Source organism: Variovorax sp. GW821-FHT10D07, from assembly GCF_059415325.1.
In genome coordinates this window covers 614,773-635,923 of the sequence record NZ_JBWKMZ010000002.1, presented here as the reverse complement: position 1 = coordinate 635,923, position 21,151 = coordinate 614,773, and the positions used below count along the sequence as shown (strand labels likewise).

Annotated in this window: 19 protein-coding genes; 10 read left to right on the top strand and 9 right to left on the bottom strand. The window is 68.3% G+C overall.

The features are described 5' to 3' along the window. Positions 1–7 precede the first annotated feature (7 nt). A complete protein-coding gene (locus AC07PU_RS08320) occupies positions 8–994 on the top strand; it encodes a tripartite tricarboxylate transporter substrate binding protein (RefSeq protein ID WP_093343067.1) in 987 nt (328 codons plus the stop codon). 12 nt (positions 995–1,006) lie between these two features. Here the strand turns inward: AC07PU_RS08320 and sugE are convergent, their stop codons facing one another. The 5 genes from sugE to dnaG form a co-directional block, all read right to left on the bottom strand. Beyond that, entirely contained in the window at positions 1,007–1,327 is a 321-nt protein-coding gene (sugE, locus tag AC07PU_RS08315; protein WP_093343472.1) for a quaternary ammonium compound efflux SMR transporter SugE, read from the bottom strand. Positions 1,328–1,356: 29 nt separating this feature from the next. Further along, entirely contained in the window at positions 1,357–2,493 is a 1,137-nt protein-coding gene (locus AC07PU_RS08310; RefSeq protein WP_495316668.1) for an HPP family protein, read from the bottom strand. Positions 2,494–2,545: 52 nt separating this feature from the next. Then, positions 2,546–3,781 (bottom strand): multidrug effflux MFS transporter, encoded by a 1,236-nt coding sequence (locus tag AC07PU_RS08305; RefSeq protein WP_093343064.1) that lies wholly within the window; start codon positions 3,779–3,781, stop codon positions 2,546–2,548. 108 nt (positions 3,782–3,889) lie between these two features. Continuing rightward, positions 3,890–6,265, bottom strand: coding sequence for an RNA polymerase sigma factor RpoD (rpoD, locus tag AC07PU_RS08300; RefSeq protein ID WP_093343063.1), 2,376 nt, complete (start codon positions 6,263–6,265; stop codon positions 3,890–3,892). A gap of 309 nt (positions 6,266–6,574) precedes the next feature. Continuing rightward, positions 6,575–8,560, bottom strand: a complete 1,986-nt coding sequence (gene dnaG, locus AC07PU_RS08295) for a DNA primase (protein ID WP_495316665.1) — start codon at positions 8,558–8,560, stop codon at positions 6,575–6,577. An 86-nt stretch (positions 8,561–8,646) separates the two neighbouring features. Between dnaG and AC07PU_RS08290 the strand changes: the two genes are divergently transcribed. Then, positions 8,647–9,594 carry a YihY/virulence factor BrkB family protein gene (locus AC07PU_RS08290; RefSeq protein ID WP_093343060.1) on the top strand — a complete coding sequence of 316 codons (948 nt, stop codon included), beginning with the start codon at positions 8,647–8,649 and terminating at the stop codon, positions 9,592–9,594. On the opposite strand, the gene AC07PU_RS08285 is transcribed toward AC07PU_RS08290, so the two are convergent. Together AC07PU_RS08285 and AC07PU_RS08280 are read right to left on the bottom strand one after the other, a co-directional pair. Then, a complete protein-coding gene (locus AC07PU_RS08285; protein WP_057590419.1) occupies positions 9,542–10,300 on the bottom strand; it encodes a 3-hydroxyacyl-CoA dehydrogenase in 759 nt (252 codons plus the stop codon). The genes AC07PU_RS08290 and AC07PU_RS08285 overlap by 53 nt on opposite strands. A 156-nt stretch (positions 10,301–10,456) precedes the next feature. Continuing rightward, positions 10,457–11,011 carry a phasin family protein gene (locus AC07PU_RS08280; RefSeq protein ID WP_057590418.1) on the bottom strand — a complete coding sequence of 185 codons (555 nt, stop codon included), beginning with the start codon at positions 11,009–11,011 and terminating at the stop codon, positions 10,457–10,459. Between the two features lie 246 nt (positions 11,012–11,257). On the opposite strand from AC07PU_RS08280, the gene AC07PU_RS08275 reads away from it, so the two are divergent. Next, positions 11,258–11,713 (top strand): acyl-CoA thioesterase, encoded by a 456-nt coding sequence (locus tag AC07PU_RS08275; protein ID WP_495316663.1) that lies wholly within the window; start codon positions 11,258–11,260, stop codon positions 11,711–11,713. Positions 11,714–11,773: 60 nt separating this feature from the next. Here the strand turns inward: AC07PU_RS08275 and AC07PU_RS08270 are convergent, their stop codons facing one another. Next, positions 11,774–12,181 carry a hypothetical protein gene (locus tag AC07PU_RS08270; protein ID WP_203205268.1) on the bottom strand — a complete coding sequence of 136 codons (408 nt, stop codon included), beginning with the start codon at positions 12,179–12,181 and terminating at the stop codon, positions 11,774–11,776. Between the two features lie 48 nt (positions 12,182–12,229). Next, the gene (locus AC07PU_RS08265; protein ID WP_057590415.1) at positions 12,230–12,463 is read right to left on the bottom strand and encodes a CsbD family protein; all 234 of its coding nucleotides are present in this window, start codon (positions 12,461–12,463) and stop codon (positions 12,230–12,232) included. A gap of 193 nt (positions 12,464–12,656) precedes the next feature. Between AC07PU_RS08265 and pncB the strand changes: the two genes are divergently transcribed. From pncB to AC07PU_RS08230, 7 genes are all read left to right on the top strand, one after another. Further along, positions 12,657–13,877: a nicotinate phosphoribosyltransferase gene (gene pncB, locus AC07PU_RS08260; RefSeq protein ID WP_093343057.1), complete on the top strand. Its 1,221-nt coding sequence runs from the start codon at positions 12,657–12,659 to the stop codon at positions 13,875–13,877. Between the two features lie 52 nt (positions 13,878–13,929). Continuing rightward, entirely contained in the window at positions 13,930–15,339 is a 1,410-nt protein-coding gene (locus tag AC07PU_RS08255; RefSeq protein ID WP_495316662.1) for a sodium:proton antiporter, read from the top strand. 13 nt (positions 15,340–15,352) lie between these two features. Further along, positions 15,353–16,333, top strand: a complete 981-nt coding sequence (locus AC07PU_RS08250) for a 2-hydroxyacid dehydrogenase (protein WP_495316660.1) — start codon at positions 15,353–15,355, stop codon at positions 16,331–16,333. A gap of 62 nt (positions 16,334–16,395) precedes the next feature. Continuing rightward, complete coding sequence (locus AC07PU_RS08245; protein WP_495316658.1) at positions 16,396–17,754, top strand: DNA recombination protein RmuC; 1,359 nt, start codon at positions 16,396–16,398, stop codon at positions 17,752–17,754. Next, positions 17,751–18,929, top strand: coding sequence for an MFS transporter (locus AC07PU_RS08240; RefSeq protein WP_093343051.1), 1,179 nt, complete (start codon positions 17,751–17,753; stop codon positions 18,927–18,929). The genes AC07PU_RS08245 and AC07PU_RS08240 overlap by 4 nt, the downstream gene beginning before the upstream one ends. A gap of 128 nt (positions 18,930–19,057) precedes the next feature. Continuing rightward, positions 19,058–20,596 carry an MFS transporter gene (locus AC07PU_RS08235; RefSeq protein WP_495316656.1) on the top strand — a complete coding sequence of 513 codons (1,539 nt, stop codon included), beginning with the start codon at positions 19,058–19,060 and terminating at the stop codon, positions 20,594–20,596. Between the two features lie 97 nt (positions 20,597–20,693). Next, positions 20,694–21,149: a hypothetical protein gene (locus AC07PU_RS08230; RefSeq protein WP_093343048.1), complete on the top strand. Its 456-nt coding sequence runs from the start codon at positions 20,694–20,696 to the stop codon at positions 21,147–21,149. Positions 21,150–21,151: the final 2 nt, after the last annotated feature.

The following is a 21,151-nucleotide window of genomic DNA, read 5'->3' as shown; positions in this document are numbered from 1 at the left end:
CAAGACGATGCGCAACCCACTGCCTTCCTTCATCAACCGCCGCGCGCTGCTGGGCCTGGGTGCCGGCGCGGCCGCGCTCGCCGCCTGGCCCGCCTGGGCGCAGGGCGACCGGCCCGTGCGCTTCATCCTGCCGATCAGCGCGGGCTCGGGCGTGGACGCCATCGTGCGCGCCGCCACGGTCGCGCTCGGCAAGGCCTTCGGCCAACCGGTGGTGGTCGAGAACCAGCCGGGCGCGGGCGGCATCACGGGCACCTCGACCGTGGTCAAGGCCGCGCCCGACGGCTTCACCTTGGGCATGGTGTCGAACAACCACGTCATCAACCCGGCGGTGTTCAGGAAGATGCCCTTCGACCCGATCGCCGACGTGACGCCGATCAGCGTGGTGGGCGCCACGCCGCTGGTGCTGGCGGTGAACCCGAAGCTGCCGGCGAAGAACGTGAAGGAGCTGGTGGCGCTGCTGCGCGCGAAGCCCGAGGGCTACAACTACGCTTCCTCGGGCAACGGCACCATCATCCATCTGGCCGGCGAGATGTTCATGGACGAGGCCGGCGTGAAGGCGCGGCACATTCCCTACAAGGGCACGGGCCCGATGGTCACCGACATGATCGCGGGCCAGGTCGAGATGGGCGTGGTCGCGCTGCCGGCCGTGCAGCCGCACCTGAAGAGCGGCGCGCTGCGCGCCATCGGTCTGTGCGGCCCGGCGCGCTCGCCGGCCGCGCCCGAGATGCCGACCATCGCCGAGCAGGGGCTGCCGAACTACGTGGTCGAGGGCTGGTTCGCGGTGATCGGGCCCGCGAAGATGCAGGCGGCCGAGGTGCAGCGCGTGCACGATGCCGTGGCCGCGGCCTTCGCGAGCGCCGAGGTGCGCGAGGCCATGGACAAGCAGGGCAACCTCATCAAGCCGACCACGCCCGAGCAGGCGGCGGCCTATTTCCGCAGCGAGGCGGCGCGTTATGCGGCGCTGGTGAAGAAGGCCAACGTGGTGCTGGAGTGAACGCGCGGGCGCTCAGTGCGCGCTCGTGAGCTTCAGGCCGAGGATGCCCGCGACGATCAGCCCGACGCAGACCAGCCGCGCGGCATTCGAGGGCTCCTGGAACAGCACGATGCCCAGCACCACGGTGCCGACCGCGCCGATGCCGGTCCACACCGCGTAGGCCGTGCCCACCGGCAAGGTGCGCATCGCCCAGCCGAGCAGCACCACGCTGAGCGCCATCGATGCGATGGTGCCCACCGAGGGCCAGAAGCGGCTGAAGCCCTCGGTGTACTTGAGGCCGATGGCCCAGCCCACCTCGAGCAGGCCGGCGAAGAACAACACGATCCAGGCCATGCGCATGCCTCCTTGAAGAAAAAGGGGAGTCAGTTCCCGGGCCGCACCGCACTGTAGAGCGCGCGCACGAAATCCGACTGGGTGATCATGCCGGCCAGGCGCTTCTCGGCGTCGATGATCGGGATGTGGTGGTGGCCGCCCTCGGAGAACAGCGGCACCAGCTCGACCACGGGGCGGTCGGCGCTGGCCACGCGCACCTGGCGCGTCATGATCTGGCCCACCACCTCGGGCTTGTTCGACACCACGGTGCGGGTGGCGCGGATGAAGTCGCGCAGCCGGCCCGCGATGCCTTCGTGGTGCGCCAGGTCGAGCTGGCGGAAGAAGTCGGCCTGCGTGACGATGCCCACCACGCGGCGCGTGCGGTCGACCACCGGCAGCGCCTTGATGCGGCGCTCGTGCATCAGCGCCCAGGCCTCCTGCAGCGGCGTGCCGAACTCCACCGTGATCGGCGTGCGCGACATGATGTCGTCGCAGTGCAGCGTGCCGAGCCGCCGCTTGTAGCTCTCGAGCTCGGTCTGCTGGATCAGCGACTCGAGGTCGTCGCGGCTGATGTCGAGCACCTGGTTGTAGCGCGCCAGCACGGCATCGATGTCGGCCTGGCTGAAGCGCGCGTCGGCGCGCGGCGGCTGCGCCACCTGCACGTGTGGATAGCGCCGGCCGGTGAAGCTGTTGTAGGCCGCGCCCGCGAGCACCAGCAGCAGCGAGTTGACGAAGAAGGGGAAGAAGGCCGACGACAGGTGCGTGGTGTGGGTGAGCACCGCGAGCAGCGCCGCGGCGCCGCCCGGCGGATGCAGGCAGCGCGCGACGAACATCAGGCCGATGGCGCCGCTGACCGCGACCGCGGCGGCCACGGCCGGGTCGGGAATCCAGTTGACGCTGGCGATGCCCACGATGGCCGACAGCGTGTTGCCGCCCACCACCGACCAGGGCTGCGCGAGCGGGCTGGCCGGCACCGCGAACACCAGCACCGCGCTGGCGCCCAGCGGCGCGATCAGCCACACGGCGTTGCCGCCGAGGGTCTGCGCGATCCAGCGGCAGATCAGCGCGGTGATCAGCAGCCCGAGGGCCGCGCCGCCCATGGCGCGCAGGCGCTCGCGCGCATCGACGGTGGTGCGGCCCGGCAGCCAGGCGCGCAGATAGACGAGGAGCTTGTTGGCGGAGGACATGCGGATCGAAGAGTGTCTCTGTGTTGTTCTTGTTCGTTCGCCTGCCGCCGCTTCAGCCCTCGTGGGCGACGCGCCGTCCGATGTCGGGCCAGCGGCCGTGCAGCCAGACCCAGGCCACCAGGCCGATGGCCAGCATCAGGGTCGAAGTGAGCGCGAGCGCGAGCGTGGAGTGCATCACCAGCGGCGCCACCGCGCCGGCCACGATGCCGTTGGCGGTGGAGCCGATCACCGCCTGCAGCGAGGAGGCCATGCCGCGGCGTTCGGGATGCAGGTCGAGCACCAGCAGCGTGACCACCGGCACCATCAGCGCCCAGCCGAAGGCGAACACCGCGAGCGGCCACAGCGCCCAGGCCACGTGGGCCTGGAAGAAGGTGTTGGCGATCACGTTGACCACCGAGGTGACCAGCATGATCAGGAAGCCGTCGCGGATCTGGCGCTTGGGCGCCACCTTGCCGGCCATGCGCCCGCTGGCGCGCGCGCCGAGCATGATGCCGCCGATGGTCAGCAGGAAGAACCAGAAGAACTGCTGCGGCTGCAGCGCGAGGTGGTCGCCGAGGAAGGCCGGCGCCGCCAGCACGTAGAGGAACATGCCGTTGAAGGGCACGCCGCTGGCGAAGGCCAGCAGCAGGAAGCGCGGGTCGGAGCACAGGTCCCAATAGCCGCGCAGCAGGTGGCGCACGTGGAAGGACTGGCGGTGCGAGGGATGCAGCGTCTCGGGCAGCAGCTTGTAGTTGGCGGCGAACAGCACCACGCCCACGGCCACCAGGAACCAGAACACCGCGTGCCAGCCCGCGTGCACGAACAGGAAGCCGCCGACGATCGGCGCGATGGCCGGCGCCACGCCGAAGTAGATCGTGACCTGGCTCATCACGCGCTGTGCCTCGGCGGGCGGGAACATGTCGCGGATCACCGCGCGCGAGACCACGATGCCCGCGCCGGTCGACAGGCCCTGCAGGCCGCGGAACAGCACCAGCTGCGTGATCGTCTGCGACAGCGCGCAGCCCAGCGAGGCCAGCGTGAACACCGCGAGGCCCCACAGCACCACCGGCCGGCGCCCGAAGCTGTCGGACAGCGCGCCATGGAACAGGTTCATGAACGCGAAGCCGAACAGGTAGGCCGAGAGCGTCTGCTGCATCTCGGCCGGCGTCGCGCCGATCGAGCGCGCGATGCCCGAGAAGGCGGGGATGTAGGTGTCGATGGAGAAGGGCCCGAGCATGCCGAGCACCGCGAGCAGCACGGCCAGCGCCCAGCGCGGGGCTTGCCAGAGTTTGTCTGCATCGGGATTCATGATGAGGATTGCTCCATTCTTCTTATCTGTGCGTCTGTCGCAGAGGGGCCCAAAAAAGAAAGCGCCCTTGCGGGCGCCTCCTTGTCGGGGAAATACCGGGAGACCGGCTCAGAGCGTATCAATAAAGCTGCGCAGCTTGTCCGAACGCGACGGATGCTTGAGCTTGCGCAGGGCCTTCGCCTCGATCTGGCGGATGCGCTCGCGCGTCACGTCGAACTGCTTGCCGACTTCTTCCAGCGTGTGGTCGGTCGACATCTCGATGCCGAAGCGCATGCGCAGCACCTTGGCTTCGCGCGGCGTCAGCGAGTCGAGGATGTCCTTGACCACGTCGCGCAGGCCCGCCTGCATCGCGGCCTCGATCGGGGCCGTGTTGCTGCTGTCCTCGATGAAGTCGCCCAGGTGCGAATCGTCGTCGTCGCCGATGGGGGTTTCCATCGAGATCGGCTCCTTCGCGATCTTCATGATCTTGCGGATCTTGTCTTCCGGGATCTCCATCTTGGCGGCCAGGATGCCGGCGTCGGGCTCGAAGCCGAACTCCTGCAAGTGCTGGCGCGAGATACGGTTCATCTTGTTGATGGTCTCGATCATGTGCACCGGGATGCGGATCGTGCGCGCCTGGTCGGCGATCGAGCGCGTGATGGCCTGGCGGATCCACCACGTGGCGTAGGTCGAGAACTTGTAGCCGCGGCGGTATTCGAACTTGTCCACCGCCTTCATCAGGCCGATGTTGCCTTCCTGGATCAGGTCGAGGAACTGCAGGCCGCGGTTGGTGTACTTCTTGGCGATCGAGATCACGAGGCGCAGATTGGCCTCGATCATTTCCTTCTTGGCATCGCGCGAGGACGATTCGCCCTCGTTCATGCGCTTGTTGATGTCCTTGAGCTCGGTCAGCGGCACCACCACGCGCGACTGGATGTCGGCCAGCTTCTGCTGCAGTTCCTGCACCGGCGGGATGTTGCGCGCGAGCACGGCGCTCCAGGGCTTGCCGGCGGCGGCCTGCTTCTCGACCCACTTGAGGTTCAGCAGGTTGGAGGCGATGCGGTTGCCGTTCTTGTCGAAGCCGCTGAAGTCGCGGATGAACTCGTCCTGCGGGAAGCCGCACTTGTCCACGATGATGCGGCGCAGCTCGCGTTCCTTCTTGCGCACGTCGTCGACCTGGGTGCGCACGAGGTCGCACAGGCGCTCGATGGTGCGCGCGGTGAAGCGGATGGTCATCAGCTCGTCCGACAGGGACTGCTGGGCCTTGGTGTACGAGGGCGTGCCGTAGCCTTCCTTGTCGTAGACCTTGTGCACCTTCTCGAACATCTCGGCGATGCGGTCGAAGCGCGAGAGGGCCTCGTTCTTGAGTTCCTCGAGCTTCTTGGTCAGGGCCTTGGAGCCGCCCTTGCCGTCGTCGTCGTCTTCCTCGTCGAATTCGTCGAAGTCTTCCTCGGCCACGTAGTCGTCGGCCTCGTTCGGGTTCGAGAAGCCGTCGACGATGGTCGAGATGACGACCTTGCCTTCGCGGATCTCGGCGGCCAGGCGCAGGATCTCGGCGATGGTGGCGGGGGAGGCCGAGATGGCCTCCATCATCGCCATCAGGCCGCCTTCGATGCGCTTGGCGATCTCGATTTCGCCTTCGCGGGTCAGCAGTTCGACCGTGCCCATTTCGCGCATGTACATGCGAACCGGGTCGGTGGTGCGGCCGAATTCGCTGTCCACCGTGGAGAGAGCCGCTTCGGCTTCTTCCTCGGCTTCTTCCACCGTGGTGGCGGTGGGGGCGGTGTTGTTCAGCAGCAGGGTTTCGGCGTCGGGGGTCTGCTCGTAGACGGCCACGCCCATGTCGTTGAGCATGGTGACCACGACTTCCATGGTCTCGGCGTCGACCAGCTTGTCGGGCAGGTGGTCGGAGATTTCGCCGTGCGTCAGGTAGCCGCGGGTCTTGCCCAGCGTGATCAGGGTCTTCAGGCGCGAGCGGCGCTTGGCGAGGTCTTCCTCGGACAGCACGGTCTCGTCGAGGCCGAATTCCTTCATCAAGGCGCGTTCCTTCGCCTTGCTGATCTTCATGCGCAGCGGCTTGACCTTCTCTTCGGTCGTCGCCACGGCCGCCACCGGCTCGTCACCGGCCAGGTCGTCCTCGATGTCCGACAGGTCGACGTCGCTCTCGGGCGCATCCTTGTCGGCCTTGGGCTTGCGGCCGCGCTTGGCGCCGGTGGCGGGCGCGGCGGCAGCGGTGCTGGCGGCCTTGGGCGGGCGGCCGACCTTCTTGGCGGCGGGGGCGGCAGCGCCTGCCGCAGCCGTCTTGGCGGCTGTCTTCTTGGTGTCGTCGGTGGTGGTCGTCGATTTCGTGGGCACGGTTTTCACTTTCGTTGCGGCTGCCGCCTTTGACGCGGCTGCACCCGTCTTAGTTGCCGGCAAAGCGGCTGCTTTCAACGGTTTTTCGGCTGCAGGCTTGGCGGCGGCGCTTTTGGCGGGTGAAGGAGCAGGCTTCTTTGAACTGGGCATACGACCTCGTTACAACAAGAATGGACAAGCGGGATCACACGAAATCACACGGGCGCGGTCCGCGAAGACAGCGCCGCCAGCCCGGCACAGCCGGACAGGAACAATTGGGCAAAAGAGGAATAAATCCTCAATAGGCAAGATGTCGGGCGATCATTTGGTGTGCAGTCCTTGCGGTTATTGGCCCTTTCCAGCGGGGTTGCCGTGGAGTGCGTTGCGCGAGGGGCCGGCCCGGAGGTGCTGCTGTCGCTCTTGCCGATTTCGCCAGTTGCGAAGCCCTACATTATAGCGTCTTGCGCAAATTTCAAGCAATTACACCGTCTTGGGACGCATGCGGGCACGCAATTCGAGCCGCCGCGCCTCGAGCGCCTTGTAGCGTTCGAGCGCCTTCGGGTCCTTGCCGACGGCCGCGATGGCCTCGCTCTGCTGGAACTTGAGGCGGTCGTCGAGCATGAAATCGAGCACGCTGCCCAGCTCGCGGGCGGCCTCGGCCAGCAGATCGTTCTCGCTCGCTTCCGGATCGATGGGGGCGCCGCCTTCCGAGGCCGTCATCAGCTTGTCGGCCAGCGCCTCGAACTCCTGGCCGCGCATGCCTTCGCGCAGCGCGGCCCAGGGCTGGGCGCCGTGCTCGTGCAGCTGGCTGTCGAGCCAGGTGAACAGCGCGCCGTGCGGCCCGGGCAGTTCGCACAGCATCAGGTGCACCTCGTGCGACAGCGGCTCCCACTGCGCCATGTTGGCGAGCAGCAGGCGCACCGCGATGTCGGGCCGGCTCAGCGGCTGGCTGCGCCCGCGCATCGGTTCGCGCGGCGGCTCCTTGCGGCCGAAGCGCTTGTTGAACGGTCGTTTCTTGCTATCGTTTTCGTAGTAACGCTCGCGCTCTTCGTAGACCGGCGGTTCGGGGAAGTAGCCGTCGTCGTCGGGCGGGCGCTCCTGGCTGCGCTCGGCCTGGCGCGAGGCCCCGCCACCGCCGCGCGGCGCCGCCGCCGTGGCCCAGAGGTCCGACAGCGCGGCCGCGTCGAGCTGCACCAGCGTGGCGATCTCGCTCAGCAGCTGCCGCTTGAGCGCGCCGTCGGGCAGCGCGCTCCACAGCGGGCGCACGTTGCTGCTCATGTGGGCGCGGCCCTCGGCGGTGCCGAGGTCGCAGCCCTCGCGCGCGGCCTCGATCATGAAGCGCGACAGCGGGGTGGCCTCCTGCACGAAGCGCGCGAAGGCCTCGGCGCCGAACTCGCGAATGAAGCTGTCGGGATCGTGCTCGGCCGGAAGGAACAGGAACTTGATGCTGCGCGTGTCGGTGGCATAGGGCATGGCGCCGTCGAGCGCCTTGCGCGCCGCGCGGCGGCCGGCGGCGTCGCCGTCGAAGCTGAACACCACCGACTCGGTGAAGCGGAACAGCTTCTGCACGTGCTCGGTGGTGCAGGCCGTGCCCAGCGTGGCCACCGCGTTCGGGAAACCGAGCTGGGCCAGCGCCACCACGTCCATGTAGCCCTCGGTGACCAGCGCGTAGCCGCGGTCGCGGAACGCCGCGCGGGCCTCGTAGAGGCCGTAGAGCTCGCGGCCCTTGCTGAAGACCGGGGTTTCGGGCGAATTCAGGTACTTGGGCTTCTCGTCGCCGAGCACCCGGCCGCCGAAGCCGATGCATTCGCCCTTGACGTTGCGGATCGGGAACATCACCCGGTCGCGGAAGCGGTCGTAGCGCTTGGCCTCGCTGGCCTCGACCTGGCCGTCCTCGGTGTTGACGATCACGAGGCCGCTCTCGGCCAGCAGCGGGTCCTCGTAGTCGGGGAACACGCCCGCGAGCGTGCGCCAGCCCGGCGGCGCGTAGCCGATGCCGAACTGCTTGGCGATCTCGCCCGAGACGCCGCGGCCCTTCAGGTAGTCGATGGCACCGGGCGCCTGGCGCAGGTGCTTGCGGAAGGCGTCGCCGGCCTTCTCGAGCACGTCGGTCAGCGTGGCCTGCTTCTGGCGCTGGCTTGCGGCGCGCGCGCGCTCGGCCGGCGAGGCGTCGTCTTCCGGCACCTGCAGGCCGTACTGGCCCGCGAGGTCGTGCACGGCTTCCACGAAGCCCATGCCGGCATGCTCCATGAGGAAACCGATGGCGTTGCCGTGGGCGCCGCAGCCGAAGCAGTGATAGAACTGCTTGGTCGGGCTGACCGAGAAGGAGGGCGATTTCTCGCCGTGGAAGGGGCACAGCCCCATGAAATTGGCGCCGGCCTTCTTGAGCTGCACGTAGCGGCCGACGATTTCCACCACGTCGGCGCGCGCGATGAGTTCCTGGATGAATGAAGCGGGGATGGTCATGTAGGCGGGGAGCGGCAAATCATACGCAAGCCGCGGGTCCCCCGCGACCCGACGGCATACTGGCGGCGACCGACCACCCCGCCCGCATGACGACGATCAATCCGCTGAAACACGCCGCCCCGCTGCTGCGCCACCCGCTTCGCTTCGGCTGGGACGCCCTGAAGGAGTTCCGCGCCAACCAGGGGCTGCTGCTGGCCGGTGCCGTGGCCTATTACGCGCTGCTGTCGATCGTGCCGCTGCTGATCGTCAGCGTGATCGCGCTGTCGCACGTGATCGACCAGGCCGAGCTGCTGCGCACCATCGGCCGCTATCTCGAATGGCTGCTGCCGGGCCAGTCGAAGGCCATCGTGGCTGAGCTCTCGAGCTTCCTGGACCACCGCGACGTGCTCGGGCCGGTGCTGCTGGTGACCATGGTGTTCTTCAGCTCGCTGGCCTTCAGCGTGCTCGAGAGCGCGATGGCGGTGATCTTCCACCACCGCAAGGCCGACCACAAACGCCACTTCCTGGTGTCGGTGGCGATGCCCTACGTCTACATCCTGTGCCTGTGCGTGGGGCTGCTGCTGGTCACGCTGGTGTCGGGCGCGCTGCAGCTCGTGGGGCAGGAGAGCGTCGACCTGCTGGGGCGCAGCTGGTCGCTGTCGGGCGTGTCGGGGCTGCTGCTGTACCTGCTGGGGCTGGGCGGCGAGATCTTCATGCTGACCTCGCTCTACCTCGTGATGCCGGCCGGGCGGATGTCGCTGCGCCATGCGCTGCTGGGGGGCATCACCGCCGCGCTGCTGTGGGAGGCCACGCGGCGGATCCTGATCTGGTACTTCTCGACGCTGTCGCAGGTGAACGTCGTCTACGGCTCGCTGACCACGGCGATCGTGGTGCTGCTGAGCCTCGAGATCGCGGCCACGCTGGTGCTGCTGGGCGCCCAGGTGATCGCGAACTACGAGCGCCTGGACCGCACCGGCAGCGCCAAGCCGCCGCGTGCGCCGCTCAGCGGGGCGGGAGTCGAATCGCTCCGTCCAGCCGAATCACCTCGCCGTTGAGCATGTCGTTCTCGATGATGTGCTTGGCCAGCTTCGCGTAGTCGGCCGGGGTGCCCAGGCGCGAGGGGAAGGGCACGCTGGCGGCCAGCGCGTCCTGCACCTCCTGCGGCATGCCGAACAGCATCGGCGTGCCGAAGATGCCGGGGGCGATCGTCATGTTGCGGATGCCGTTGCGCGCCAGGTCGCGTGCGATCGGCAGCGTCATGCCGACCACGCCGCCCTTCGAGGCGCTGTAGGCGGCCTGGCCGATCTGGCCGTCGTAGGCCGCGACCGAGGCGGTCGAGATCAGCACGCCGCGCTCGCCCGTGGCTTCGGGCTCGTTCTTGCTCATGGCGTCGGCGGCCAGCCGGATCATGTTGAAGCTGCCGATCAGGTTGACCGTGACGGTCTTGCTGAACACCGCCAGCGCGTGCGGGCCGTTCTTGCCCACGGTCTTCTCGGCCGGCGCGATGCCCGCGCAGTTGATCAGGCCGACCAGCTTGCCGAGCTGCAGCGCGGCCGCCACCGCGGCCTGGCCGTCGGCTTCCTGGCTCACGTCGCACTTCACGAACACGCCGCCGATGTCGCGCGCGACGGCTTCGCCCTTGTCGGCCTGCATGTCGGCAATGACGACCTTGGCGCCGTTGCCGGCCAGCATGCGTGCCGCGCCTTCGCCGAGGCCCGAAGCGCCACCGGTCACGATGAAAACCTTGCCGTCGATCTGCATGTAGGAGTCTCCTGAGGAAGAAAAGCCTTGCATTATCGAAGACGGCCCGGCGCGCCGCGGTTTCGGCGCGCGCATAAAAAAAAGGCCCCGTCCGAAGACGAGGCCCTGAATTGGATCCGTGAGGACCCAAGGAGACAACTGGTGGTGGTCGGCGGCTTAGCGCTTGCGCGACGAAGCGGTCGCGGTCTTGGCAGCGGCGACGGCTTGCGTGGACACGGCGTTGAAGTTGGCTTCGGCGACGTCCGACGCTTGCTTGACGGCCTTTTGCACCGATTCGAAAGCGTTGTTGGCGGCGGCGACGGCGCTCTTCAGCACGGCGACGGCGGTTTCCGAACCGGCGGGAGCGTTCTTCGAAGCGCTGTCGACCAGGCCGACGAAGGCTTGCTGGGCTTCGCTGGCCTTCGATTCGAAGGCCTTGGTGAATTCGGCGCCGGTGCCTTGGGCGATTTCGTACAGGTGACGGCTGTAGGCGGCGGTCTTCTCGGCCAGGGGCTGGAACAGGCTGGCTTGCAGCGTCAGCAGTTCTTGCGCGTCCTTCACGCTCAGGGCGGCCTGGGCGGTGGTGGCGGCTTCGGACAGGGCGGCCTTGGAGGCGGTCACGTTGAGTTCGACGAGCTTCTCGACGCCTTCGAATGCCTTGGTGGTCAGGCCGAACAGGGTTTCGAGGTTGGCTTTTTGGGCGGCGAGGATCTGGTCAGCGGTCAGGGCCATTTGGAATCTCCGAAAGGGATGATGGTTGGTCTATTCACGTTGCGCTGCGCCTCGTCGGCTTTGTTGCGGTGCAGCATGGGCTCAAGTATAGGCAGCTGAAATCTCCGGGCAAGGGGTTTTTGTTGCTTTGCAGCAATTTAGAAGCGGCTTTCTAAACCGGGCCGGCCGGCCTTGAAACGCAATGGCGGCCGCGGGTGTCGCGCAGTCGCCTGGAGCCGGCGAGGGCCGCTGGCAGAATCTCGCGCGATGACGACGCCTGCCTCTCCCAGCCCCAAGCCCGTGCCGCAACCGCGCGCCAGCTACCCCGTCTTCCGCAGCATTCCCACGCGCTGGATGGACAACGACATGTACGGCCACGTCAACAACGTCGTCTACTACAGCTGGTTCGACACGGCGGTGAACGCGCTGCTGATCGAGCGCGGCGCCCTCGACATCCACCAGGGCTCGACCATCGGCTTCGTGGTCGAGACGCAGTGCAACTACTTCGCGCCGCTGGCCTTCCCGCAGACCATCGAGGCCGGCATCCGCGTGGCGCAGGCCGGCCGTTCCAGCGTGCGCTACGAGGTCGGCCTGTTCGCGCAGGGTGCCGATACCGCGGCGGCCCAGGGGCATTTCGTGCATGTCTACGTCGACCGAACGACCCAGCGGCCGGTGCCGCTGCCCGAGGCGCTGCAGCGCGTGGTCGATTCGCTGCGGGCCTGAGCCCCAAGAGAAACGGCGCCCCTCGAGGCGCCGTTGTCGTTGCGAGGTAAGAGAAGCGGCTTACTTCTTGGCCATCGCCTTGATGTCGGCCTTGCCCTTGTCCTCGTCGGCCTTGGCTTGCTTCACGCAGGCGGACTTGGCGTCACCGGTCTGGTCGTCGCACTTTTCCTTCGCGACTTCATAGGTGGCCTTCACCTTTTCCTCGGCCACCTTGCGGGCGTTGCTGTCGCTGGGCTTGAACTGCTGTTCGAGCTCGGCCTTGGCGACGTTCTCCTTGCCCTTGGCTTCCTTCTGGCAGACGTCCTTGGCGTTGTCCTTCATCGTGTCGCACTGGGTCTTGGCGACCTTGTAGTCGGCCTCGATCTTTTCCTTGGCGACCTTGTGCTCGTCCTTGTTCATCTGGGCGCCGGCCTGGGTGGCGACGAAGCAGGTGGAGGCGAGCGCGAGCATGAGCAGGTGTTTCTTCATTTTGGAGTTCTCCTAGTCGATGGATGAGGGAAAGCGGAAGTCAGGACCTCAGTAGCGTTCGAACCAGAGCGCGTCGGGCGTGCGGCCGTCGCGCGATTCCCAGTCCTTGACCTGCTTCTCGGCCTCGTCGCGGCTGATGCCGTGGCGTTCCTGGATGCGGCCCAGCAGCTGGTCGCGCTTGCCGGCGATGACGTCGAAGTCGTCGTCGGTCAGCTTGCCCCATTGCTCCTTGACCTTGCCCTTGAGCTGCTTCCAGTTGCCTTCGATGGTGTCCTTGTTCATGCGAATCTCCTTGAGAGGTTGATTCGGCGGGCCATTTCGCCGCCGTGAAAAACACTGTCTACAGGTGCATTCACCCCAGTGGTAGGACGTGCAGTGCAGGGTCCGTAGGCACAGGCCGACGGGGGCCGTGATAATCGAGCGGCGCCCGAAAAACTTCGGGCCGGGACGACAGAGAGACAACGCGCGCCGCACCATGATCATCCACAGCCTGCTCGACACCGACCTCTACAAGTTCACCATGATGCAGGTCGTGCTGCATCACTTCCCGGGGGCACGCGTCGAGTACCGCTTCAAGTGCCGCAACCCCGGCGTCGACCTCGCGCAGTTCGCCAGCCAGATCCGCGAGGAGGTGCGCAGCCTCTGCTCGCTGCAGTTCCGCGATGCAGAACTGGCCTACCTGCGCTCGATGCGCTTCATCAAGAGCGACTTCATCGACTTCCTCGGCCTGTTCCGGCTCAACGAGAAGTACATCAACATCATTCCCCAGCCCTCGGGCGAGCTCGAGATCCGCATCCAGGGCCCGTGGCTGCACACCATCCTGTTCGAGATCCCGGTGCTGGCGATCGTCAACGAGGTCTACTTCCGCAACACGCAGAAGCGCCCCGACCTCGACGAGGGCCGACGCCGGCTCGAGATCAAGATCGCGCAGCTGCAGGAGGCCGGCCTCGGCGACCTCAAGATCGCCGACTACGGCACGCGGCGCCGCTTCTCGAAGGACTGGCACGAGGAGGTGCTGCGCACCCTCAACGCGCGGCTCGGCGCGGTGACCTCGCCGCCCTCGAGCTCGCAGCCCGGCGGCCGGCTGCCGCAGCTCGCGGGCACCAGCAACGTGCTCTACGCGATGAAGCTCGGGCTGATCCCGCTGGGCACCATGGCGCACGAATACCTGCAGGCCTGCCAGGCGCTGGGCCCGCGGCTGCGCGACAGCCAGATCTTCGGCTTCGAGAGCTGGGCGCGCGAATACCGCGGCGACCTGGGCATCGCGCTGTCCGACGTCTACGGCATGAGCGCCTTCCTGCGCGACTTCGACCTGTACTTCTGCAAGCTGTTCGACGGCGCGCGCCACGACAGCGGCGATCCGTTCCAGTGGGGCGAGCGCATGATCGCGCACTACCTCGCGAACCGCGTCGACCCGCGCACCAAGACGCTGATCTTCAGCGACGGCCTCACGGTGCCGCGCACCATCGAGCTCTACCAGCAGTTCCGCGGCCGCTGCCAGCTGGCCTTCGGCATCGGCACCAACCTCACCAACGACCTGGGCTACGAGCCGCTGCAGATCGTGATCAAGATGATCCGCTGCAACGACCAGCCGGTGGCCAAGCTCTCGGACACCCCGTCGAAGAACATGTGCGAGGACGAGAAGTACCTGGCCTACCTGCGCCAGGTGTTCGAGATCGAGCAGCCTGCCGCCTGATGCGGGTTCACGCGGGCCGCCGCGGGGCCTGGCTCTGTTACGGTACGGCCCCATGAAAAAATCGATGCGTCTCGTGGCGGCCATGGTGCCGTTGCTCGTTGCCGGGCCGGCCTTGGCCGCGGATTTCGACGGCGGCTCGCTGTCGCCGCTGTGGGGCGTGCCGTTCGCGGGCATCCTGCTCTCGATCGCGCTGATGCCGCTGCTGGCGCCGTCCTTCTGGCACCACCACTACGGCAAGGTCTCGGCGGCCTGGGCGCTGGCCTTCCTGCTGCCCTTCGCGGCGCTGCACGGCCCGGCGCTCGCGGGCACGCAGCTCATGCATGCGCTGGTGGCCGAGTACATCCCGTTCATCGTGCTGCTGACCACGCTGTTCACGGTGGCCGGCGGCATCCACATCCGTGGCAACCTGCACGGGGCGCCGGGCCTGAACACCGCCATCCTCGCGATCGGCGCGGTGCTCGCGAGCTTCATGGGCACCACGGGCGCCTCGATGCTGCTGATCCGCCCGCTGATCCGCGCCAACGACAACCGCGTGCACCGGGTGCACGTGGTCGTGTTCTTCATCTTCATCGTCTCGAACGTGGGCGGCTCGCTCACGCCGCTGGGCGATCCGCCGCTGTTCCTCGGCTTCCTCAAGGGCGTGGACTTCTTCTGGACCGCGCGCAACATCCTGCCCGACACGATGTTCGTGCTCGGCGTGCTGCTGGTCCTGTTCTACCTGATCGACCGCCACTACTACCGCAAGGAAGGCATCCTGCCGGTCGACCCCACGCCCGACACGCGCGGCATCGGCTTCGACGGCGCCGCCAACTTCTGGCTGCTCGCGGGCGTGGTGGCGCTGGTGCTCATGAGCGGCTTCTGGAAGTCCGGCGTGCACTTCGACGTGGCCGGCACCGAGGTCGGCCTGCCGGGGCTGCTGCGCGATGCCGGACTGATCGCCATCACGCTGGTCTCGCTCAAGATCACGGCGAAGTCGGTGCACCAGGCCAACCAGTTCGAATGGGGTCCGATGGCCGAGGTGGCCAAGCTGTTCGCGGGCATCTTCCTGACCATCATCCCGGTGATCGCGATGCTCAAGGCCGGCACGCAGGGGCCGTTCGGCGCGGTCGTCTCGGCGGTCACGCGGCCCGACGGCCAGCCCGACCCCGCGATGTACTTCTGGGCCACGGGCGCGCTCAGTTCCTTCCTCGACAACGCGCCGACCTACCTGGTGTTCTTCAACACCGCGGGCGGCGATCCCGCGGCGCTGATGACCACCTACGCGACCACGCTCGCGGCCATCTCGGCCGGCGCGGTCTTCATGGGCGCCAACACCTACATCGGCAATGCGCCCAACCTGATGGTCAAGGCCATCGCCGAGAGCCGCGGCGTGCGCATGCCGAGCTTCTTCGGCTACATGGCCTGGTCGATGGCCATCCTGCTGCCGCTGTTCGTCCTCTCCACCTTCCTTTTCTTCCGCTAGCGAGACAAAGCCCATGAGCAAGCCCAAGATCCTGGTCGCCCGCGCGATCTTTCCCGAGACCCTCGAGCGCCTGGCGCAGCATTTCGAGATCGAGTCGAACCAGTCCGACGAGAGCTGGACCAGGGAGCAGCTCGCCGCGAAGCTGCAGGGCAAGCAGGGCGCCTTCACCACCGGCAGCGAGCGCATCGACGCCGCGCTGCTCGACGCCTGCCCCGACCTGAAGATCTGCGCCAACATGGCCGTGGGCTACAACAACTTCGACGTCGACGCGATGGCCGCGCGCGGCGTGGTCGGCACCAACGCGCCCGACGTGCTGACCGAGACCACCGCCGACTTCGGCTTCGCGCTGCTGATGGCCACCGCGCGCCGCATCGCCGAGAGCGAGCATTTCCTGCGCGCGGGCAAGTGGCAGAAGTGGAGCTTCGACATGTTCGCGGGCTCCGACATCCACGGCGCCACGCTGGGCATCATCGGCATGGGCCGCATCGGGCAGGGCATCGCGAAGCGCGGCGCGCACGGCTTCGGCATGAAGGTGATCTATCACAACCGTTCGCGGCTCGACGCCTCGCTCGAGGCCGAATGCAAGGCCACCTACGCGAGCAAGGAAGATCTGCTCAAGACCGCCGACCACGTGGTGCTGGTGGTGCCGTACTCGGCCGCCTCGCACCACACCATCGGCGCGGCCGAACTCGCGCTGATGAAGCCCACCGCCACGCTGGTGAACATCGCGCGCGGCGGCATCGTCGACGACGCGGCGCTGGCCGTGGCGCTGCGCGAGAAGCGCATCGCCGCCGCGGGGCTCGACGTGTTCGAGGGCGAGCCCAAGGTCCATCCCGACCTGCTGACCGTGCCCAACGTCGTGCTCACGCCGCACATCGCGAGCGCCACGGTGCCCACGCGCAAGGCCATGGCCGGGCTCGCGGCCGACAACCTGATCGCCTTCTTCACGGGCAAGGGCCCGCTGACGCCGGTCACGCCGGTGGCCGCCAGGTAAGCCATCTCCGCCGAACAAAAAAGAATAGAAAGCGCCCCGCGATCCCCTTGGAACTCACCGACTTGATTCTTCTGGCCCTGGCGGTCGTGGCCGTCATCCAGCTCGTGCTCCTCGTCTGGCTGCTGGCCCGCCGGGCGCCGCCGCCCGATCATGGCGAACTGCTCGCCGCCAACGAGCGCACCGAGCGCGAACTGCGCCGCGAGATCGCGGAGAGTTCGCGCGGCGCGCGGCAGGAAACCGCGCAGGCCTTCGCCACCTTCCAGCAGTCGCTGGTGATGCAGGGCGCGGAGGCCACGCGCACGCAGAACGCCCAGCTCGATGCCTTCGCGCTGCAGCTCGCCGCGCTGCAGAAGACGCTGGCCGACACGCTGGCGTCGCAGCTGCAGGGCCTGTCGGAATCGAATGCGCGCCGTCTCGCCGAGGTGCGCGCCACGATGGAAAGCCAGCTCACGCAACTGCAGCAGGGCAATGCCGCCAAGCTCGACGAGATGCGCAAGACCGTCGACGAGAAGCTGCAGAGCACGCTCGAGGCGCGCCTCGGCGAGAGCTTCCGGCAGGTGGCCGAGCGGCTCGAGCAGGTGCACAAGGGGCTGGGCGAGATGCAGACGCTGGCGGTCGGTGTCGGTAGCCTGCAGCGCGTGCTGACCAACGTGAAGACGCGCGGCATCTTCGGCGAGGTGCAGCTCGAGGCGCTGCTCGAGCAGGTGCTGACGCCCGAGCAGTACGCGCGCCAGGTCGAGACCAAGCCGCGCAGCGGGCAGCGGGTGGACTTCGCGATCCGCTTCCCGGGCCGCGGCGACGAGGGCGCGCCGGTCTGGCTGCCGATCGACGCTAAGTTTCCGCGCGACGACTACGAGCGCCTGATCGAGGCCCACGAGCAGGCCGACGCGGTGGCCGCCGAGCTCGCCGCCAAGGCGCTCGAGGCGCGCATCCGCGCCGAGGCCAAGTCCATCGCCGAGAGCTACCTCGCGGCGCCGCACACCACCGATTTCGCGATCCTCTTCCTGCCGGTCGAGAGCCTCTATGCCGAGGTGCTGCGGCGGCCGGGCCTGATGGACGCGATCCAGCGCCAGCACCGCGTAACGCTGGCCGGCCCGACCACCTTGCTCGCGATGCTCAACAGCCTGCACATGGGCTTTCGCACGCTGGCGCTCGAGCGCCAGGCCTCCGAGGTCTGGAAGGTGCTGGGCGCGGTCAAGACCGAGTTCGAGCGCTACGGCGAGTGGGTCGAGCGCGTGAAGGAACAGGTGGCCAAAGCCTCCGACACGCTCGACAAGGCCGATACGCGCGCCAGGCAGATGCGCCTGGCGCTGCGCAAGGTCGAGGCGCTGCCCGAGGGCCAGGCGCAGGCATTGCTGCCGCCGCTGGCCGCGGGCGCCGAAGGCATCGACGCCGATCCCGACAGCGGCGGCAAGCCGTGAAGGGCAGCGAACTGCTGCGCGTCATCGGCGCGCAGGTCTGCCTCCACGCCACCATGGCCGGCATGCGGCTGGCGACGCCGCTGCTGGCGCTGCAGCAGGGCTACAGCGCGGCGGCCGTCGGCGTGCTGATCGCGCTGTTCGCGCTGACCCAGGTCTTCCTCGCGTTGCCGGCCGGGCGCTTCGCCGACCGCCACGGCTTCAAGCGGCCGCTGCTGCTGTCGGTGATCGCGGCCTCGCTGGGTGCGGGACTGGTCTGGGCGTTCCCGGTCTTTCCGGCCATGTGCGTGGCGGCGCTGCTGACCGGTGGCGCCACCGGCGCGACCGTGATCGCGCTGCAGCGCCACGTGGGCCGCTCGGCCACCACGCCGACCGAGCTCAAGCGGGTGTTCAGCTGGCTCGCGATCGCGCCCGCGGTGGCGAACTTCGTCGGCCCGTTCCTGGCCGGGCTGCTGATCGACCACGCGGGCCGCGCGGCCGCCGACATGCTGGCCTTCCGCGTCTGCTTCGCGGCCATGGCGCTGCTGCCGATCCTGTGCTGGCTGATGGCGCGCGGCGCCCACGAGCCGCCGCCCACGCCGCCGCTGCCCGGGGCCGTGCCCACGCGCGCCTGGGACCTGCTGCGCGAACCGATGTTCCGCCGCCTGCTGTTCGTGAACTGGCTGCAGTCCTCGAGCTGGGACGTGCATGCCTTCGTGCTGCCGGTGCTGGGGCACGAGCGCGGCATCAGCGCCTCGGTGATCGGCTCGATCCTCGGCGCCTTCGCGATCGCGGCGGCCGTGATCCGCATCGTGCTGCCGGCGATCGCCTCGCGCGCCTCCGAGCGCAGCGTGATCTTCGTCTCGACCCTGGTCACGGTTGGCGTCTTCCTGGTCTACCCGCTGCTGCCCTCGGCCCTGAGCATGGGCGTGTGCTCAGTGGTGCTGGGCTTCGCGCTCGGCGCGGTGCAGCCGATGGTGATGAGCATGCTGCACCAGATCACGCCGCACAGCCGCCATGGCGAGGCGCTGGGGCTGCGGCTGATGACCATCAATGCCTCGAGCGTGGCGATGCCGATGCTGTTCGGCTCGCTGGGTGCGCTGATCGGCATCGGCGGCGTGTTCTGGGTCGTGGGCGGGGTGGTGGCGCTCGGTGCGCGCGCCACCTGGGGCTTGAAGGTGCGGGAGGAGGGGCACTGAACGGCGCCGAAGCCACTGCCGGCTTCCAGGAAATCCTGATCCAAATAAGATCAATTCTCATCTGATTGACAAGATAGTGACTTGAAGTCAGTATCGCCGCCTCTTCAACGAATCCCGAAGGCGGTCCCATGGACTCCCCATCCCGGGCGGCGATCGACGATCCGCGCCGCCGGCTCGCGCTCGTCGCCGCGGTCTATCTCGGCAGCTTCATCGCCACGCTCGACGTGAGCATCGTCAACGTCGCGCTGCCCACCCTGCAGCGCGCGCTCGCCACCGACCTCGCGGGCCTGCAGTGGGTGATCGACATCTACGCGCTGTGCCTGTCGGCCTTCATGCTCTCGGCCGGTCCGCTTGGCGACCGCTACGGTCGCAAGCGCGCCTGGCTGGCCGGCGTGGTGGTATTCACCATCGGTTCGGCGATGTGCGCCATGGCCGGCACCTTGAGCACGCTGCTGGCCGGCCGCGCGGTGCAGGGCATCGCGGGCGCGCTGCTGATCCCGGGCGCGCTGTCGATCCTGGCCCATGCCTTTCCCGAGCCGGCGAGCCGCGCGCGCGTGATCGGCGGCTGGTCCTCGTTCACCGCGATCTCGCTGATCCTCGGGCCGATGCTCGGTGGTCTGCTGGTGGACCACACGGGCTGGCAGAGCATCTTCCTGATCAATCTGCCGATCGGCCTGCTGACCGTGGGCCTGGGGCTCTGGGGCATCCGCGAGACCTCGCACCCCGAGCATGCGGCGCTCGATCCGGCGGGGCAGGTGCTCAGCGTGCTGTGGCTCGGCGCGCTGACCTTCGGGCTGATCGCGGCCGGCGAGCACGGCTGGCTGTCGGGGCGCACCACGGTATCGCTGGCGCTGGCCGCGCTCGGTCTCGTGCTGTTCCTGGCGGTGGAGGCGCGCGTGCAGCGGCCGCTGCTGCCGCTGGGCCTGTTTCGCGACGCGCGCTTCTCGGTCACCAACTTCGCGTCCTTCGTGCTGGGCTTCTCGGCCTACGCGAGCCTGTTCTTCTTCTCGCTGTTCCTGCAGCAGGTGCAGGGCTGGTCGGCCACCGACACCGGCTGGCGCATGGTGCCGCAGTTCGTCGCGACCGGCATCGTGTCCTCGCAGTTCGGCCGGCTGTCGCGGCGCCATGGCGTCCATGCGCTGATGGTGGCGGGCTACGGCCTGATCGGCGCCGCGATGCTCGCGATGACGCTGCTGGCGGCCGACACGCCCTACGTGGTGCTCGCGCTGCTGTTCGTGGTTCTCGGCGCCGGCACCGGGCTGGCGGTGCCGGCCACCAGCACCGCGGTGATCGCCTCGGTGCCGGCGCAGCGCTCGGGCATGGCCTCGGCCACGATGAACGCGCTGCGCCAGGCCGGCATGCTGATCGGCATCGCGCTGCTCGGCACGCTGATGAGCGGCCGCGCCACCGCGCTGCTGGCGGCGGCACTCGAGCGCAGCGGCCTGCCGGCGGCGCGCGCGCAGGAGATGGCGGTGGCCGCCGTGGCGCGGCACGACACCGCCGCGCTGGGCGCGCTCGATCCTTCGCTGGCCCACGGCCTGGTGTCGGGCGCGCTGGCCGGCGGCTTCCATGCGGCCGTGGCCTGTGCCGGGCTGGCCGGCCTGCTGGCGGCCGGGCTGCTGCTCGGCGTCAGGCCGCGCACCGCCGCGCTGCCGGCCCGCGCCTGAGGAGCTTCTCTCCATGCCCGCCGCGCGCGTGCCGCTGCGCCTGTCCGCGCGTCGCCTTCCCGTTCTTCGTTCCCGGACTGTCATCAAGGAGTTGTCCATGATCCATCACGAACTCGGCCAGTGGCCGCTGGTCATCAGCGTGTCTTCGGGGTTGCAGACCCTCGAGGACATGCAGGTCTTCACCGAGGACTGGAACCGCTGGCTCGACCGTGGCGAGCCTTTTGCCTCGCTGCGCGTGTTCGCCGACGCCGACGCGCTGGTGCATCCCGAAGGCAGCGCGCAGAGCGCGAAGCAGTGGCTGCAGGCGCGCGGCGCCGACATCCGGCGCCATATGATGGGCATGGCCAGCGTGGTGCCGCCCGATCAATACGAGAAAATCCGCAAGATGAATGTCGAGAAGCTCTTCGGCGTGCCGGCCGACACCTTCGCGCGCACCGACGAGGCCATCGCCTGGCTCGGCGAGCGCGTGCTGGCGCCGCGCGGCCTGGCGCTCGACGCGGCCGCGGTGAACGCGGCCATCGCGGCGGCACGTGCCGCCGCAGCCACAACCTGAGG

What these genes read in the sequence shown, in the direction of transcription:
- AC07PU_RS08310 (WP_495316668.1), bottom strand. Translation starts at nt 2,493, where the DNA reads ATGTCCTCCGCCAACAAGCTCCTCGTCTATCTGCGCGCCTGGCTGCCG.
- AC07PU_RS08230 (WP_093343048.1), top strand. Translation starts at nt 20,694, where the DNA reads ATGATCCATCACGAACTCGGCCAGTGGCCGCTGGTCATCAGCGTGTCT.
- AC07PU_RS08275 (WP_495316663.1), top strand. Translation starts at nt 11,258, where the DNA reads ATGACGACGCCTGCCTCTCCCAGCCCCAAGCCCGTGCCGCAACCGCGC.
- AC07PU_RS08265 (WP_057590415.1), bottom strand. Translation starts at nt 12,463, where the DNA reads ATGAACAAGGACACCATCGAAGGCAACTGGAAGCAGCTCAAGGGCAAG.
- AC07PU_RS08235 (WP_495316656.1), top strand. Translation starts at nt 19,058, where the DNA reads ATGGACTCCCCATCCCGGGCGGCGATCGACGATCCGCGCCGCCGGCTC.
- AC07PU_RS08305 (WP_093343064.1), bottom strand. Translation starts at nt 3,781, where the DNA reads ATGAATCCCGATGCAGACAAACTCTGGCAAGCCCCGCGCTGGGCGCTG.
- rpoD (WP_093343063.1), bottom strand. Translation starts at nt 6,265, where the DNA reads ATGCCCAGTTCAAAGAAGCCTGCTCCTTCACCCGCCAAAAGCGCCGCC.
- AC07PU_RS08290 (WP_093343060.1), top strand. Translation starts at nt 8,647, where the DNA reads ATGACGACGATCAATCCGCTGAAACACGCCGCCCCGCTGCTGCGCCAC.
- AC07PU_RS08250 (WP_495316660.1), top strand. Translation starts at nt 15,353, where the DNA reads ATGAGCAAGCCCAAGATCCTGGTCGCCCGCGCGATCTTTCCCGAGACC.
- AC07PU_RS08270 (WP_203205268.1), bottom strand. Translation starts at nt 12,181, where the DNA reads ATGAAGAAACACCTGCTCATGCTCGCGCTCGCCTCCACCTGCTTCGTC.
- AC07PU_RS08280 (WP_057590418.1), bottom strand. Translation starts at nt 11,011, where the DNA reads ATGGCCCTGACCGCTGACCAGATCCTCGCCGCCCAAAAAGCCAACCTC.
- AC07PU_RS08285 (WP_057590419.1), bottom strand. Translation starts at nt 10,300, where the DNA reads ATGCAGATCGACGGCAAGGTTTTCATCGTGACCGGTGGCGCTTCGGGC.
- dnaG (WP_495316665.1), bottom strand. Translation starts at nt 8,560, where the DNA reads ATGACCATCCCCGCTTCATTCATCCAGGAACTCATCGCGCGCGCCGAC.
- AC07PU_RS08255 (WP_495316662.1), top strand. Translation starts at nt 13,930, where the DNA reads ATGAAAAAATCGATGCGTCTCGTGGCGGCCATGGTGCCGTTGCTCGTT.
- AC07PU_RS08320 (WP_093343067.1), top strand. Translation starts at nt 8, where the DNA reads ATGCGCAACCCACTGCCTTCCTTCATCAACCGCCGCGCGCTGCTGGGC.
- pncB (WP_093343057.1), top strand. Translation starts at nt 12,657, where the DNA reads ATGATCATCCACAGCCTGCTCGACACCGACCTCTACAAGTTCACCATG.
- sugE (WP_093343472.1), bottom strand. Translation starts at nt 1,327, where the DNA reads ATGGCCTGGATCGTGTTGTTCTTCGCCGGCCTGCTCGAGGTGGGCTGG.